Below are 15,475 nucleotides of genomic sequence, written 5' to 3' on the forward strand. Positions count from 1 at the left end.
ATTGTTGTTAGTGAGTAAGTTACGTTTATAGCTTAATTTATTTGATAGGCTTGTTTTACTTTTTCAATCGCTTCTAAACGAGATTTTGCCACGGCTTCTTTTATCGCAATACCTTTTAATCCTTGTTCAACAAAGGCTTTAGCATTGACTTTATAAGCTGTATTCATGGCATCTTTTAAATATAGCTCTTGTGGATATGGACGCTCTTCAAAACCAAGACGACCTAAAAAATCACTTTTACAAGCGATAATAAAATCGTCGAACTCTTTTGGCTTTCGCCAAACATCAAGTTGATCAAATATACGCAATAGCGTGCTTGATTTTAATTGGAATGCCTTATGGCAATGCAAATGATGTTCACATACTTTTAAGGCTAGTTGCTTATAGTATGTCGGAATTTTAAGTTGTTTAGCTATTTTTTCAACTAAAGGTAAGCCTGCTTTTTCATGACCTCGATGACTTGGCCAATGCTCTTGTGCTGTTAAGCCTTTACCTAAATCATGACATAAGGCCGCGAAACGTATTGCGGTTTTATTTTCATTGATTTTAGTTAGTTTAACAGCTTGTTGTAATACCATCATGGTATGGATGCCACTACAAATTTCAGGATGCCACTGCGCAGGGTTAGGCACATTCCATAATTTATCTAAATCTGGCCATAATACTTTTAAGGCTTGGCATTGTCGTAATACTTTAAAAAATACTTCAGGGTTGGCCTGTTTACTGTCATCAACTGAACTGTTGTCTTCAGCAAGTGTTCTGTGCATTTCTTGCCATATTCGCTCAGCGCTTAGGGATAATAATTCACCGCTTTCACTGATTTGTGTCATTAATTCAAGCGTTTCATCAGCGATAGTAAAGCCATAGCTGTGATATCGAGCCGCAAAACGAGCAACACGTAATACCCTTAAAGGATCTTCAATAAAAGCATCACTGACGTGACGTAATACTCTGTTATTTAAATCTTCTTGGCCGTTATAGGGATCAATAATTATGCCATCGCTATTTAATGCCATAGCATTAACGGTTAAATCACGTCTTAATAAATCTTGCTCTATGGTTACATCGGGCTCAGCATAACAACTAAAGCCGGTATAACCTTGGCCTTGTTTACGCTCTGTTCGGGCAAGAGCATATTCTTGTTTAGTTTCTGGGTGTAAAAATACTGGGAAGTCTTTACCCACTTGAGTAAAGCCCAGAGATAGCATTTGCTCAACGGTGGCTCCAACCACTAAATAATCATGATCTTTTACGGCTCTATTTAATAGTTGATCTCGTACAGCGCCACCGACAAGGTAAGCATCTAATGTTGAGATATTTGGAAAACTGTTATTACTCAAAAATTATAACCAAAATCGACAAGTATTTAGCTAAAGTTTATCATATCTTTTAGCTAAGTATGTGCGTAAATTGTAGACATCCTAGTAACAACAAGGTAATTTCTTCACAGCTTTTTCTTTTATCATGCCGCCTATATGTACACAAATTTCTTTTCTTTAAGTGAATTACCGTTCTCTATCGCTCCTAATCCTAAATACTTATTTATGAGTGATAGACACAGGGAAGCGTTAACGCATTTAAGTTATGGTTTAGGCGGCGTTAATTCAGGAAATTCTCATACTGAAGGTACGGGCGGTTTTGTATTACTTACTGGTGAGGTTGGTACAGGTAAAACAACTGTAAGTCGCTGTTTAATGGCTGATTTGCCTGAGACTACTCAGCTCGCATTTATTTTGAATCCAACCTTATCGAGCCAAGAATTATTAGCGACAATTTGCGACCAATTAAAAATTCGTTATCGAAAAACCGGTGCAACCTTAAAAACCCTAACAGACAAAATCTCAGAAAAGCTCCTTAAAAACCACGCTAATGATATTAATACTTTGTTAATCATAGATGAAGCTCAACATCTTGAAGCACAAGTATTAGAGCAGCTACGGCTATTGACTAACTTAGAAACGAATACCAAAAAGTTATTACAAGTGATATTAATTGGTCAGCCTGAACTGCAACAATTATTAAAGCGGAGAGACCTTCGTCAATTGGCGCAACGTATTACCGCTCGATATCATTTATTACCCTTAAATCAACAGGAATTATCAGCATATATCAAACACCGATTATCAGTGGCTGATTGTCATCGTGCCCTGTTTAATAAAGGTGCGCTATCCGCAATCCATAAGCTATCTCAAGGGGTGCCAAGATTGATTAATCTTATTTGTCATAGTGCTCTGATGGAGGCTTATAATGGCAATAATGCTGTAGTAGATAAAAAAATTGTCTATAAAGCTGCAAGTCATGCCTTAGGTGAAGATTTTGAGCAGCTAGCTTGGTGGCAGACTAAACAGGTTAGGTTGGTTGCGGCAATCAGTATGCTGGTTGTCGTTTTAATCTCGACTTACAGGTTAGGTCAAGATGCAAAAGTGGTAACGGAGAAACCTGTTATGGTAGAGCGCCAAACTTTACCGACGGAAGAAACAACAGTTACAGCGCCGATTTCTGCTCCTGTAGTGGCAGAGCAAAAGGAAGTAACCACAGAACCTGTTACTCGTAAAGCAGTCGAAAAAGTAAGCCCAGAGCCAGTAGAGCAACAAATACTGGTATCGAGTACCGCAAGTGAAAATACACAAGTCACCACCGTAGAGAAAAAAGAGCAAATAAATACTGTAAATGAAAAGGTTGTAGAAAAAGAAGCCCTTATGGCAGAGGGTACTGAATATCAGTTAGAAGCCGTACCAGGGGTTTCTAATGATTTACTCGCTCGTTTTCAAGAAGCAATTGATGACACCGAGAATTCAGCAGATAACTTTCAAGAGCCTGAAGCAATACAGCATGTTGATGTAGCTATAAAGCCATTAACTCAAATGCCTGCTTGGGTACAAAAAGGTATTCCGAGCCTTAAATTCGAACAACATATCTACGCCTCTGATGGTGAAGGCTGGGTGAAAGTAAACGGGCGAGATCGCTATGAAGGGGACACTGTTGCTGATGGTTTGACAGTTGATCAAATTTTACCGCAACAAGTTATTTTAACTTACCGCGGTGAAACTTTTAGCTTACCAGCGTTAACTAACTGGTAAGCCTTTATTTACCTACTTATTGCCAGCTAGGCATTTTCTCTTCAAACGCGACAATTTTATCGAGTTTATTTAGTGTCCAGCCTACGCTATCGACACCATTTTCTAAGCTGTATTGTTGAAACTTACTTAAGCTAAAGCTAAAAGTGACTTTCTCGCCATCAGCCTTGGTAAAATTAACACTGTTATTAGGTAAGTCAATTTCAAGACTAAGCTGCGCATTAGGTGATAGTTGAAATAACTGCTCAACTTCATCTTCCGTTAGCTTAATCGGTAACAAACCGATATTGATACAGTTACCGTAAAAAATATCAGCAAAACTTGGCGCAATAATTACTTTAAAACCATATTCTTCTAAAGCCCAAGGTGCATGCTCACGACTCGAACCACAGCCAAAGTTTTCACGAGACAATAAAATTGTGGCTTTACTGTATTCTGGCTTATTTAAAATAAACTCAGGATTAACAGTAGTGCCTTCATGATCTATGTATCTTCTTTCGTGAAATAAATGTACACCAAAACCAACGCGTTCTGTTTTCTGCAAAAATTGTTTAGGGATGATTTGATCAGTATCGACATTGGCGATATCTAATGGCACAACCAAGCCAGTATGTGTAGTAAATTTTTCCATTATTTGCTCCTATTGGTTATGCGTTTAAATCAACAAAGTGACCGGTAATAGCTGCTGCCGCAGCCATTTCTGGGCTCACTAAGTGAGTACGGCTACCACGGCCTTGACGGCCTTCAAAGTTACGGTTACTAGTAGAAGCACATCGGTCACCCGGACCAAGGACATCATCATTCATACCTAAACACATTGAACAACCCGGTAAACGCCATTCAAAACCGGCTTCACTAAATATTTTATCTAGTCCTTCGCTTTCTGCTTGTGCTTTTACGCGATATGAGCCCGGAACGATAATGGCATCAACCGTGTCTTGTACTTTTTCACCATTAGCCGTTAAGTCTTTAACAACATTAGCGGCGGCACGTAAATCTTCAATACGTGAATTCGTACAAGAGCCAATAAATACTTTATTAACGGTAATATCGGTGATTTTAGTACCCGCTTTTAAGTCCATATACTCAAGCGCTTGCTTGCAAGACTCTTGCTCAACAGGATCGCTAAAGTCGCTTGGAGAAGGCACAGTGCTAGTAATACTAGTTACTTGCCCTGGCGTTGTACCCCAAGTAACTTGTGCTTTAATATCTTTAGCTTCAAGAGTTAGTACACTATCAAATACGGCATTGTCATCTGTTTTTAAGGCTTCCCAGTCAGCAACAGCTTGTTCAAATACTTCACCTTTAGGGGCGTATTCTTTTCCTTCAACATAATCAAAAGTCGTTTGATCTGGTGCAACTAAGCCAGCTTTAGCACCGAATTCAATACTCATGTTACACACAGTCATGCGCTCTTCCATGCTAAGTGCTTCAATCGCTTCGCCGCAATATTCTACGACATAACCGGTTGCACCAGCGCTGCCAGTTTTACCGATAATTGCCAAGATAATATCTTTAGCACTAATACCTTTGCCAACCTGACCTTTCACTTCAATTTTCATGGTTTTGGCTTTGTTTTGACGCAAGGTTTGGGTAGCAAAAACATGCTCCACTTCAGACGTACCTATGCCAAAAGCGAGTGCGCCAAATGCGCCATGTGTTGCGGTATGTGAGTCACCACAAACAATAATGGTACCGGGTAATGTTAAACCAAGCTCAGGGCCCATGACGTGAGCAATACCTTGGTTTTTATGACCCATACCAAATAATTCAATGCCAAAGTCTTTACAGTTTTTCTCTAAAGCACGTAACTGGTTGGCGGCGCCTGTACCCGCGGCATCAATTTTGATAGAGCGAGTAGATATATTATGATCCATAGTGGCAATAGTACGCTCAGGATGGCGAACAGGGCGATTATGGAAACGTAAATTTGCGAAGGCTTGTGGTGACGTGACTTCGTGAATTAGGTGTCTATCGACAAAAAGTAATGGCGTTTCACCAGCGATATCTTCGACTAAGTGATTTTGCCATAATTTTTCATACATGGTTTTCGGGGTATTAGTGGTCATCTTATGCGCTCTCAATTTGCTTACAGATATAATCGCCCACCTCACTGGTGGTTTTTGCATTGCTACGTTCGTTGGCTGGCAATAAATCAGCGGTTAATACGCCATTATCTAATGCTTTACCTACTGCGGTCTCAATGGCTTTTGCGGCACTGTCTTCATTTAGGCTATAACGAAGCATTAATGCGGCAGAAAGAATTTGTGCTATTGGGTTAGCGATGCCTTGACCAGCAATGTCAGGAGCACTGCCGCCAGCGGGTTCATACATGCCAAAACCTTGCTCATTTAAACTGGCAGAAGGTAATAAGCCCATAGAGCCAGTAATCATAGCGCAGATATCAGATAATATATCGCCAAATAAGTTTGGACATAGCATTACATCAAACTGGTTAGGGTCACGTACGAGTTGCATCGCAGCGTTATCAACGTATAAGTGCTCTAACTCAACGTCAGGGTACTCAACAGCTACTTCTTCAACCACTTGACGCCATAATTGACTCGTCGCTAATACATTGGCTTTATCTACAGAAGTTACTTTGTTATTACGCTTTTTGGCTGCTTGGAACGCTAAGTGAGTAATACGCTTTATTTCACGGCGAGAATAGAACATAGAATCAAAACCGGTTTCCTCTTCGCCTTCGCCTTTACGACCTTTTGGCTCACCGAAATAGATATCGCCGGTTAATTCACGAATAACCAATACGTCAAAACCTTGCTCTGAAATATCACTACGTAAAGTTGATAGCGAAGATAAAGCAGGTTGTAATGTGGCTGGACGCATATTACAAAATAAGTCAAAGTGGCCGCGTAAACCTAGTAATGCACAGCGCTCTGGTTGTTCAGTAGGTGGCAAGTTTGCCCACTTTGGTCCACCCACAGAGCCAAATAAAATAGCATCACTGTTTTGGCAACCTTGCATAGTTGAGTCGGGTAGGGCATTACCATGGTTATCAATAGCTGCGCCACCCACATCATAGTCTTTGGTATTAATCTCTATATCAAATTTCGTGGCGATAGTGGTTAATACTTTTTTCGCTTCTACCATGACTTCTGGGCCGATACCGTCACCGGCTAAAATTGCTATATTGGACATTTAGTTAAACCTTATTAAAAATTTATTAGTAGAGTCATTTAGCTCTGTAATTATTTTGCTGCTTTTAGCTCGGCAATGGTCATTGCTCTGTGTATGCTATTTAGTGCATGAATTAATGCTTGCCCTGATGCTTCAATTACATCAGTGGCTAAACCGTAACCGTGAAAACTTCTGCCCTGCCACATAATGACTAAATGCGCTTGGCCTAAGCCATCTTCACCTGAGCCTTTATTTGATATTTTGTAATCCTTTACTTCAAACTCAACGTCAACCGCTTGTTTAATAGCTTGATAAAGGGCATCTACTGGGCCATTACCTGTGGTGGCTTGTATTTTTGCGCTATTTTCACCTGCTAATAGTTTGATACTAGCAGTAGCAAACTCACCGTCACCACATTGCACGTTAATAGTGTCTAAGCGGTAGTGGTCTTGATTATCTTGTTGCTGAATGTTAAACAACATGGCTTCTAAATCATCATCAAAAACCTGACCTTTTTTATCGGCTAAAGCCAAAAAGTCACTGTATAGATCTTCAAGGTTATAGTCAGTCTCTTGATAGCCTAAACTTTCCATTCTATGCTTGATAACATGACGACCACTACGTGAGGTTAAGTTCAGTTTAGTTTTAGCTATGCCGACACTTTCTGGAGTCATGATCTCATAAGTATTACTGGCTTTTAACATACCATCTTGATGAATACCTGATGAATGACTAAAGGCATTGCCACCAACGATGGCTTTATTTAATTGCACTGGCATATTACATAATGAGCTAACTAGTTTTGACGTTCGGGCAATTTCTTGATGGTTAATATTTGTTTTAACACCTAATAACGCTTCACGGGTTTTCATGATCATGGCAACTTCTTCTAATGAGCAGTTACCAGCACGTTCACCGATTCCGTTAATAGTACACTCAATTTGACGAGCACCTGCTTGTACAGCGGCCATAGAGTTAGCAACAGCTAAGCCTAAATCGTTATGACAATGCACTGAGATAATTGCTTTATCAATATTAGGTACACGGTTATATAAGTTAGTGATAATACCTTGGAATTCAAATGGCATGGTATAGCCAACGGTATCAGGAATATTTACCGTTGTAGCACCAGCATCAATGGCGGCTTCAACCATTCGACATAAATTATCGATAGGCGTTCGACCCGCGTCTTCACAAGAAAACTCAACATCATCGGTAAATTTACGCGCATATTTTACAGCATGTACTGCCATAGCTTGCACATCAGAAAACTCTTTACGTAATTTTTGCTGAACGTGGACATCAGAAGTCGAGATGAAGGTATGAATTCTAAATTGGTCGGCAACTTTTAGCGATTGAGCACAGGCATCAATATCACCTTCAACAGCACGGGCCAAACCACAAACACGAGCATTTTTTATCGTACGAGCAATTTGTTGTACCGATTCAAAATCACCCGGAGAAGACACAGGAAAGCCAACTTCCATAATATCTACGCCAAGACGCTCAAGAGATTGAGCTATCTGCAATTTTTCATGTACTGATAAGCTAGCGTTTAATGCTTGTTCGCCATCGCGTAACGTGGTGTCGAAAATAATGACATTGTCATTTGAAGTGCTCATATTGTTATCCTTTTTTATGCCTACTATGTATTTTGGTTCTTTAACTTAAAATGCCAACTAACACATAGACGTAAAAAACCCGCGTTAGTTAGCGCGGGTTTTAATGAATTCTTATTTGTTTAAATTTTTAGATTAATATTTGATTAAGTAATCTGAAAATGGTTTGAATAAGCAATAAAACCTAGCCGCGCACAATGAGTACGAGGAGGAGGTTGAGGAGAAGTTGCTTAATTACTAATGTCATTTTCTTTTATTTACTTGGTCATTTTTACTTATTATGCACTATATCTGCATAACTAGTAAAATCAATTTTATTTATACTACTATTAATAACGCATATACTCTATCTGGTCAAATGAAAAAAATTTAGGGGGTATATACTTTAGTTATATAGATAGCGTAACTTGCTTTAAAGGGTCCAGTAATTTAACTTTTTTCGTTGTTTAAAGTTACGAAAAATATTAAGTGGTTTTTGTTTTCTTGCTTGCTTTCCATTAGCTAAAATTATGTCTGTAGCAGATAAAATACGTTGTGCAGCTTGGCCATCATCATAGGGATGAAGATCATCAGCATAAGCTTTAATAGCTGACTTTAATGTTGAGCTTGGGGTTAGTGCAAGTTCGATTGAAGATTCAAGTTGTTCGGCTTTGTGAATATTAACTAAATAATCGCCGGGTTCTTTGTTGTTTAAGCTAACAGTAGCTTTATTTAATAATGAAAATTCACCAATCACGGAAGAAGTATCAGACACCATGATGTCGGCCGTTTGTAATAACTTATTGATACTAGCGGTTTCAATTATTTGTACATTATCTTTAATTAAACTTCGGTATTTTTCTACCCATTGTGTGGCCATTTTTGGGTGGAATTTAATGAGCCAATGATAATCTTTCTGTTCACTCAAGCGCTTTATTTCATCAAATAAAGCTGGAGCCGATGTTAATGCCGGTGAAAAAGTTGGAGCGAAGAGGATTATTTTTTTTCCTTGCTCATGCAGGCAGTCAACAATTGGCATCGCAGGTGTAGTAAAAAGGTGGTCAAGTTTAGGCCAGCCTGTTTCGACTACATCAAAATAACCATGTTGTTTAGCAAGCTTTTTAAATCGTGTGGTTGTTGCAGGCCCTTGAGTACAATATAGATCGAAGAAATCACGGATAACAAAATGACCTTTTTTCTTCCATTCAAGCCCATGGAAAACTTGAACTTTTATACCTGGAATAAAGTTTGGAATTTCATTACCAGGGGCAAACGTAGCGTTAGGATTGTAAGTTCTAGCATCATCAATTGAATCGAGTACTAACTCATCTTTTGTAAAGTAATCTAGGTTCACTTCTTTACCTACTGCTAGCCATTTTACTTTATGGCCACGAGATAAAATAACATCTTGAAGAGGGCGCAATATTTCAAAAGAATAATTATGAGCAATATAAAATAAATAGCGAGTGGCGGTCATGGTTTGTTCTCTCATTTCCCTTAATAACTTTGGGGTTATCGTCGCTAAAGGCGCTTAGTTTGGACAACTTCAATTATTTCTGTTGTCGAGACTGAAGGCGTTCTTGGTAAATAGACCACTTGGCAGATATCTTTTAAATGATCAAACTTACCCTGCCAGTCATCTCCCATAACCAAGATATCAGCATTATAATACTTAATATAATCTGCTTTTAACTCTAAAGATTCTTCTAAAAATACTTCATCAACACAGCGCATAGAGCGAATGATATGCTGGCGATCTTCCTCGCTATAAACCGGAGGTCGACCTTTTTTAGCAATATTTAATTTGTCAGATGAAACACCAACAATTAGATGTTCTCCATGCAACCTAGCTCTTTCTAGTATATTGACATGCCCAACATGGAAGATGTCGTAGGTACCAAAAGTAATAACTCTCATTTCATCATGCTCCAGCTAATTAAGTCTATAGTTATACTAACTTGTATTAATTCTAATACCCTAGAAATATAAACTAAGATCCTTTATAGGTTGTACTCTACTTGAAAAGACGCATTAAACTCAGTTTCATCGTCAATGTCATTTTCAAAACTTGATTGACTGATATCGCCAGATAAAGTGAATCGCCAGTTTTTATAATCGTGTTGCACACTACTTGAAATCATCCATACTTGTTCGGCAATACTTGTTACTGTATTGCCAATAAGCGGATTATCAGGGGCTTTATCACTGTTATCGTAATTAAGGTCTAAAAAACGTAATTTTGTCGTTAATCTGGTATTGGTATTAAGTTGAGAAATAGCACCTAACACATAAGTTTTAGCATCGTTCTCATATGTACTTCCTACAGTGCGGCCATTATATCGCATACCTGTTGAGTAAGTAGAATGCTCATAATAACAGTCACCAGTGGTGTTATCTGTACCACAAGCGGCGAAGCTATCGGCAAGTTCTATAAAAACGGTACTTGGTTTACCAAAAACATTTAAATGGGCATCAAAGCCAACTTGAGGCTGTGCTTTTGTTAAATATTGAAAGGCACCTTCTTTACCATCTTCAGCAAACTTTTGACCATAAAAGCTCATAGGAACATCGAATAAATTAAAGCTATAACGTAAGTCATAGCCAGCTTGTTGATTGGCAGGATTCGGGTTATTTTCATCACAGACTACATCGTTTACGCCACAGTTGGTGCGACCTATTAAAATATCCCAAAAAGTCGATAGACTTTTTGAGTGTCCTTCACCACCCCATTGTGCTAATCGTGTTATTCCTAACTCTAAGTTTTTAAAAGGTTTAAAGTTAAGTCTAAAACCCCACATGAGGGTATCTTTAATCGTGCGTTCATCATCCATTTGTCCCATAAAAGTAGACACTGTCCACGGAATATCAAATTCTGTGAAGGGAATAATCAACGGCTCTGCAGATTTACGTGATATGCTTAATGCGGTCATTGGCCTAGCATTGTTGGTCAAACTTAAACTAGTATCCCAAGTTGGTCCATACCAACGATTTTGTCTGCCAAAGGACACTACCCAATTACCCATAAAAGCCGCGATGTAGCTTTCATCGAAACGTGTTTCATCACCATCTTGAGGGGCATGGGTGTAGCTTGGCGCAATTTTGGCAGCAAAGTTGCCGTACATAATGCTAGAGTGCACAGCAATACTATTCTTATCACTGACGTTATCGCCAAAAGAAGTAAAGCGTTTATTTTCAATACCTGTTTGTGCTTTTATACGTGTTTGATTTTTTTGAGCCAGTTTAAATTGATGCTTGATGTAAAGGTAAGCATTGGTTTGGTGCTGTGTTAACTGTGATAGATCTATTTTTTTTAGATCGCGATTAATGTCATGCCACATTAAAGGGTAAGTGGTTACGGGGGTAATTATTTTGCCTGTATCAGCTAGCAGTTGAATGTTAGCTTTTAAATAGATATCTGAAGTATCAACCCAAGGCTCTGATGAAGCGGGCAATGTAATGGATAAACTACCAATAAGAAAAACTATTGCTAAAGAATATTTAGAAGAAAGCATTTATACCAAGATCCGTTTACAAGATGAAAGATAGATAAAGAAATCGATTATTTTTAGGAAAAAGATTATACGTGTTTTCATAATGTTTATATAGGTTTAAAATGTAAGCGCACTTAATAAAAGGAAGTCAAAATAACTATGCCAGCGAAACGCTATTTATTATATATTTCTCAAAACTACTCTTTTGCTATTTTAAGGCCTTTGCAAAAGGCCATATTAGCTAGAGGTGATGAGGTGGTATGGTTTTTAGAGGGAAATGAAGTTAATAAGGAATTTTTAGCTTCAGATGAAAGACGATTAACGTCAGTGGATGAAATAAATCAATATAATCCTTTAGCCATTTTCTATCCTGCCAATATTGCACCAACATTTTTACCTGGATTAAATGTTGCTGTTTTTCATGGTTTTGATGCAGGTAAACTTGATAAACGTGGAAATAATGATCATTTTAAAATTCGTAATTGTTTTGATCTTTATTGTACTCAAGGCCCTAGTACCACAGAGCCGTTTTTAAAGTTAGCAGAGAATCATAAGCATTTTAAAGTTGTAGAAACTGGCTGGTGCGCTTTAGATGAACTTTATCATTTAAAGGAAGAAAAACAGTTTACTAAACCTACTGTATTATTATGCTCTACTTTTTCAAAGAAGCTTTCTTGTGCCCCACATCTTTTTGAAATGATTAAAAAGCTTAGTCAATCAGGGAAGTGGCAATGGATAGTTCAATTTCACCCCAAAATGCCAGACAAAGTTGTCAAACAATATAAATCACTACAAGGTGAGCATTTATCTTATATAGAAACTGATGATGTAATCCCATTATTACAACAAGCTGACGTGATGGTTTGTGATACATCTTCTGTTTTAATTATGTTTTTATTACTTGGGAAGCCTGTCGTAACTTACAAAAATATTTCACCAACAGAATATTTATTAGATATCAATAATGTGGATTTACTTGAAAAATCAATCGAAGAAGCATTATCAAAGCCAACTAAATTAATGGAAGAGATTGATACGTTCAATCGTATAACACACCCTAATAGAGACGGAAGAGCATCTGATCGAATATTGGACGCTGTTGATGGAATGTTGGCAGAAAACTCTACTAGAAGTACAAGACCACTAGACTTGCTTCGCCAATTTAAAATGCGGAAGAAATTAAATTATTGGAAGTTTTGGTAAGCAATTTATGAAAAACAAGACATGTTACAACATGCCCTGAAAATAACTTTCCATATCTTTAACTGTCTTATCATGAGATATTTTATCTTTTATTACTTGAGTAGCATTGGCAGAAAATACCGCTAATTGCTCTCTATTTTGATAAAGCTCTCGAATTTTAGTGGCAATTGCAGAAGCATCTCCAATTGGTACTAAGTAGCCATTTTTACCATCTTCGATAATCTCCACAGCACCATCATTAGCGGATGATACAACTGGCGTACCATTAGATAAGGATTCTAATATGGTGCGTGATAATCCTTCTTTACTAAGAGAAGGGAGAATTAATAAATCACATGCTTTGGCAATTGCAGGCACATCATTTCTAAAACCGGGCTGAATAATACGCTCATTCATACCCGAATTTTTAGCTTGCGATATAAAAGGTTCACGTTGAAGGTTGTCACCGACAAGAATAATTCTTAAATCTTCTAAATCAGTTAACTCTTGTGCGGCTTCGAGTAGCACACTTGTACCCTTATGAGGTCTAGGGCTGCCGACACATAAAATATTAAAATATTTATCATCACTTCCAATAGAGGTTAAATCCACTGCAGGCTCTTGATACCAATTAAGATCATGGCCCTTATAAATGGTTTTAATATTCTCTTTAATTGTGCTTCTGACTTTATCCTTAACATTGACAGTACAAGCAGTGGATACACAAATAACCCCATCAATTCTTGGGTGTAGCATACATAAATAGTTACTTAAATCAGTTTTATACATGCCACCAGAGGTACCACGATAAGCGATCATTTTTGCCTTAGTGCCAATACAGGCAAAGGCAGCGTTAGGAATGCCTTTTGATTCAGTCGCGTAAACAATATCAATATTGTGTTGCTTAATATAATGATTAATTTGCTTAATAACAGCCCAGCTATGCTTTTTTAAAGATTTAAGCATAATGAGATTTATATTCGCTTTCTTATACCCTTCAATATAGGCGTTAGTTTCACAGGTAAGTATAGTAATATCGTGACCAGCGTTTGCTAAACCAATATAGCACTCAGCCTCAGGGCGAACGGCATTGTATGATCTGCCACGATTAGGGATAACTAAAATTTTCATAAATACTAATTCACTTAAAAAGTGTTATCCCCAGTTGTCCATTGAGCTTTTACGACGAGCAAAAAACTTAGGTAAAATGAGACCTAAAATTAACCCTATACCTAACACGATAGCACCATTGAAAAACCATTGCTTTTTAATGTTTGTGTCTTGATCTTTTACTTTACTTTGTGTCGCCACGAGTTGTTGCTGTACTGTTTTAAGTTCAGATTGCAACTTTGCTTTATCTTGATTAAGTAGCTCTGTAGTACTTTTTAATTCATTAATTTCACCGTCAAGTTGTGAACGGTAGTCATTTGTACTGGCTAGTTTGCCATTAAGATCAGCGACAACAAAACGTAATCCAGGTTGACGTGTAATATATTTGGTTTCAACCCAAGTAATTCGGCTGTTGTCATCTATTATTTCACTGTATTCGTTTGATGACTTGCCTGTAGTTTGAATTTCAGAACCAGCATTGATAGTGCCTAATATTCGGTAATTTGTGCCGGGACCTGCATGCATGTATATGAATAAATCGTCAGAAATATAACTTTGAGTATTTTCTTGGGCTTGAGTCGAAAAAGCGACGGTGAAAATGATAAAAATACTGATGATATTTTGCTTAGCAAATTGTTTAAAAAGTTGCTTGGAATAAATACTTAGAATATTCATGAAAGAACCACTAGATAAAAGATCATTAAAAACCAAATACTATGTGTTTGCTGCTTTGATAGCAAGCTAAGAATAGTATTCTACTAACCTCTTTGTATATTTACTTTATCTGTTTTATTTTTCAGCCAAACTTATCATTAAAACTATTTATTATTTGGTTGGGAATGTGTTTTTTCTGTGAAATCAATTAGAGAGAGAGCCTTTATCGAACGAAAGTGCTATTATTTGGTAAGAATATGTTTCCATAAAGTTAGTGTCTTGGATAGTTGTGAGCGTATTAAAAAATATATATGTTAAAAATTGCTTTTGGATAAACAGACGGTAAAAAAAATGAGAATTAAAAATAATAAACTTATTGAAAAGCATATAAAAAATATTTATTACATGACTCGTATAGACAAAGCTATACATTATTATCGAAGTAAAAATAGACCAGAAGCTGTTTTTATTTGGATCCCTAAAAATGCAGGTACTAGCCTTTATAGTATGCTGAGAAAATATGGTTGTATAAAAGTTAAAGTTTTAAATCAAGTAAAGCGGCGGTTTTCGCAACGAGGGTTAATAACTTTCGATCATATGGATTATAATCAATTAGTAAATAACAATCATATTTGTCCTAAATATGATGCTCAGTCCTTTAAGTTCTGTTTCAGTCGTAACCCTTATGACAGAGCTGTTTCTCTCTATGTGTATTTAACTAAGAAGATGCCAGATAAACCTTCTTTCCTAAACTTTTGGCAATCTTTAGAGGGAAATATTGAAAATATCGGTATGTATAATTCCAAAGGGATGAGTATGTGTAATCCACAATATCGTTGGATTGAAAATACGGATGTAGACTTTATTGGTCGATATGAAAACTATAGTGAAGATCTTGAAAAACTGATGGCGGAAGTCAATTTGCCGGCCTTAACTATGCAACATGAAAATAAGTCTAAACGGAAAGATTGGAAGAGTTATTATTGTCAACAATCTAAAGTTATTATTGAACGAATTTATGATAAAGATTTTGAATATTTCATGTATGAGAAAGAAAGCTTTTTAGCAGTAAGTAGTTAAAGTAATTATTTTGGTAAAAATTGAATTATATGTCTAGGTTTGCACTACTTATTGGATGTCATGATTTAAATTAACTAGCAATTTAGTGCTAGATTTAGTCAGGTGTATGTTAAAGTTACAAAGGAAATATTAGAAACTTTAACGT

13 protein-coding genes are annotated in these 15,475 nt (G+C 37.1%); 3 read left to right on the forward strand and 10 right to left on the reverse strand.

The annotated features are described in order from the left end of the window. Positions 1 to 32 precede the first annotated feature (32 nt). Positions 33 to 1,340, reverse strand: coding sequence for a multifunctional CCA addition/repair protein (locus AC27IF_RS02725; RefSeq protein ID WP_487051940.1), 1,308 nt, complete (start codon positions 1,338 to 1,340; stop codon positions 33 to 35). A gap of 135 nt (positions 1,341 to 1,475) precedes the next feature. On the opposite strand from AC27IF_RS02725, the gene AC27IF_RS02730 reads away from it, so the two are divergent. Beyond that, positions 1,476 to 3,080, forward strand: coding sequence for an AAA family ATPase (locus AC27IF_RS02730; protein WP_487051942.1), 1,605 nt, complete (start codon positions 1,476 to 1,478; stop codon positions 3,078 to 3,080). Positions 3,081 to 3,096: 16 nt separating this feature from the next. On the opposite strand, the gene leuD is transcribed toward AC27IF_RS02730, so the two are convergent. The 7 genes from leuD to AC27IF_RS02765 all read right to left on the reverse strand — a co-directional run bounded on the left by leuD (position 3,097) and on the right by AC27IF_RS02765 (position 11,325). Beyond that, positions 3,097 to 3,708 carry a 3-isopropylmalate dehydratase small subunit gene (leuD, locus tag AC27IF_RS02735; protein ID WP_487051944.1) on the reverse strand — a complete coding sequence of 204 codons (612 nt, stop codon included), beginning with the start codon at positions 3,706 to 3,708 and terminating at the stop codon, positions 3,097 to 3,099. Positions 3,709 to 3,724: 16 nt separating this feature from the next. Beyond that, on the reverse strand, positions 3,725 to 5,146 hold the full coding sequence (gene leuC, locus AC27IF_RS02740) for a 3-isopropylmalate dehydratase large subunit (protein ID WP_487051946.1): 1,422 nt from the start codon (positions 5,144 to 5,146) through the stop codon (positions 3,725 to 3,727). 1 nt (position 5,147) lies between these two features. After that, a complete protein-coding gene (leuB, locus tag AC27IF_RS02745; RefSeq protein ID WP_487051948.1) occupies positions 5,148 to 6,236 on the reverse strand; it encodes a 3-isopropylmalate dehydrogenase in 1,089 nt (362 codons plus the stop codon). A gap of 50 nt (positions 6,237 to 6,286) precedes the next feature. Next, on the reverse strand, positions 6,287 to 7,837 hold the full coding sequence (leuA, locus tag AC27IF_RS02750; RefSeq protein ID WP_487051949.1) for a 2-isopropylmalate synthase: 1,551 nt from the start codon (positions 7,835 to 7,837) through the stop codon (positions 6,287 to 6,289). A 409-nt stretch (positions 7,838 to 8,246) separates the two neighbouring features. After that, a complete protein-coding gene (locus AC27IF_RS02755) occupies positions 8,247 to 9,305 on the reverse strand; it encodes a CDP-glycerol glycerophosphotransferase family protein (RefSeq protein WP_487051950.1) in 1,059 nt (352 codons plus the stop codon). 29 nt (positions 9,306 to 9,334) lie between these two features. After that, the gene (locus AC27IF_RS02760) at positions 9,335 to 9,730 is read right to left on the reverse strand and encodes an FAD synthase family protein (RefSeq protein ID WP_487051952.1); all 396 of its coding nucleotides are present in this window, start codon (positions 9,728 to 9,730) and stop codon (positions 9,335 to 9,337) included. An 83-nt stretch (positions 9,731 to 9,813) separates the two neighbouring features. Then, positions 9,814 to 11,325 (reverse strand): capsule assembly Wzi family protein, encoded by a 1,512-nt coding sequence (locus AC27IF_RS02765; RefSeq protein ID WP_487051954.1) that lies wholly within the window; start codon positions 11,323 to 11,325, stop codon positions 9,814 to 9,816. 138 nt (positions 11,326 to 11,463) lie between these two features. Here AC27IF_RS02765 and AC27IF_RS02770 point away from each other — a divergent pair, with 138 nt between their 5' ends. Beyond that, positions 11,464 to 12,507, forward strand: coding sequence for a CDP-glycerol glycerophosphotransferase family protein (locus tag AC27IF_RS02770; protein ID WP_487051956.1), 1,044 nt, complete (start codon positions 11,464 to 11,466; stop codon positions 12,505 to 12,507). Between the two features lie 24 nt (positions 12,508 to 12,531). Here the strand turns inward: AC27IF_RS02770 and AC27IF_RS02775 are convergent, their stop codons facing one another. Together AC27IF_RS02775 and AC27IF_RS02780 are read right to left on the reverse strand one after the other, a co-directional pair. Further along, on the reverse strand, positions 12,532 to 13,617 hold the full coding sequence (locus tag AC27IF_RS02775) for a glycosyltransferase family 4 protein (RefSeq protein WP_487051958.1): 1,086 nt from the start codon (positions 13,615 to 13,617) through the stop codon (positions 12,532 to 12,534). 24 nt (positions 13,618 to 13,641) lie between these two features. Next, on the reverse strand, positions 13,642 to 14,271 hold the full coding sequence (locus tag AC27IF_RS02780) for a TIGR04211 family SH3 domain-containing protein (RefSeq protein ID WP_487051960.1): 630 nt from the start codon (positions 14,269 to 14,271) through the stop codon (positions 13,642 to 13,644). Between the two features lie 384 nt (positions 14,272 to 14,655). Between AC27IF_RS02780 and AC27IF_RS02785 the strand changes: the two genes are divergently transcribed. Then, a complete protein-coding gene (locus tag AC27IF_RS02785; RefSeq protein ID WP_487051962.1) occupies positions 14,656 to 15,330 on the forward strand; it encodes a sulfotransferase family 2 domain-containing protein in 675 nt (224 codons plus the stop codon). The last annotated feature ends 145 nt before the right edge of the window (positions 15,331 to 15,475 follow it).

This window comes from Colwellia sp. KS18-150, assembly GCF_057551365.1.

What these genes read in the sequence shown, in the direction of transcription:
- leuD (WP_487051944.1), bottom strand. Translation starts at nt 3,708, where the DNA reads ATGGAAAAATTTACTACACATACTGGCTTGGTTGTGCCATTAGATATC.
- AC27IF_RS02780 (WP_487051960.1), bottom strand. Translation starts at nt 14,271, where the DNA reads ATGAATATTCTAAGTATTTATTCCAAGCAACTTTTTAAACAATTTGCT.
- AC27IF_RS02775 (WP_487051958.1), bottom strand. Translation starts at nt 13,617, where the DNA reads ATGAAAATTTTAGTTATCCCTAATCGTGGCAGATCATACAATGCCGTT.
- AC27IF_RS02760 (WP_487051952.1), bottom strand. Translation starts at nt 9,730, where the DNA reads ATGAGAGTTATTACTTTTGGTACCTACGACATCTTCCATGTTGGGCAT.
- AC27IF_RS02770 (WP_487051956.1), top strand. Translation starts at nt 11,464, where the DNA reads ATGCCAGCGAAACGCTATTTATTATATATTTCTCAAAACTACTCTTTT.
- AC27IF_RS02785 (WP_487051962.1), top strand. Translation starts at nt 14,656, where the DNA reads ATGACTCGTATAGACAAAGCTATACATTATTATCGAAGTAAAAATAGA.
- leuB (WP_487051948.1), bottom strand. Translation starts at nt 6,236, where the DNA reads ATGTCCAATATAGCAATTTTAGCCGGTGACGGTATCGGCCCAGAAGTC.
- AC27IF_RS02755 (WP_487051950.1), bottom strand. Translation starts at nt 9,305, where the DNA reads ATGAGAGAACAAACCATGACCGCCACTCGCTATTTATTTTATATTGCT.
- AC27IF_RS02765 (WP_487051954.1), bottom strand. Translation starts at nt 11,325, where the DNA reads ATGCTTTCTTCTAAATATTCTTTAGCAATAGTTTTTCTTATTGGTAGT.
- leuA (WP_487051949.1), bottom strand. Translation starts at nt 7,837, where the DNA reads ATGAGCACTTCAAATGACAATGTCATTATTTTCGACACCACGTTACGC.
- leuC (WP_487051946.1), bottom strand. Translation starts at nt 5,146, where the DNA reads ATGACCACTAATACCCCGAAAACCATGTATGAAAAATTATGGCAAAAT.
- AC27IF_RS02730 (WP_487051942.1), top strand. Translation starts at nt 1,476, where the DNA reads ATGTACACAAATTTCTTTTCTTTAAGTGAATTACCGTTCTCTATCGCT.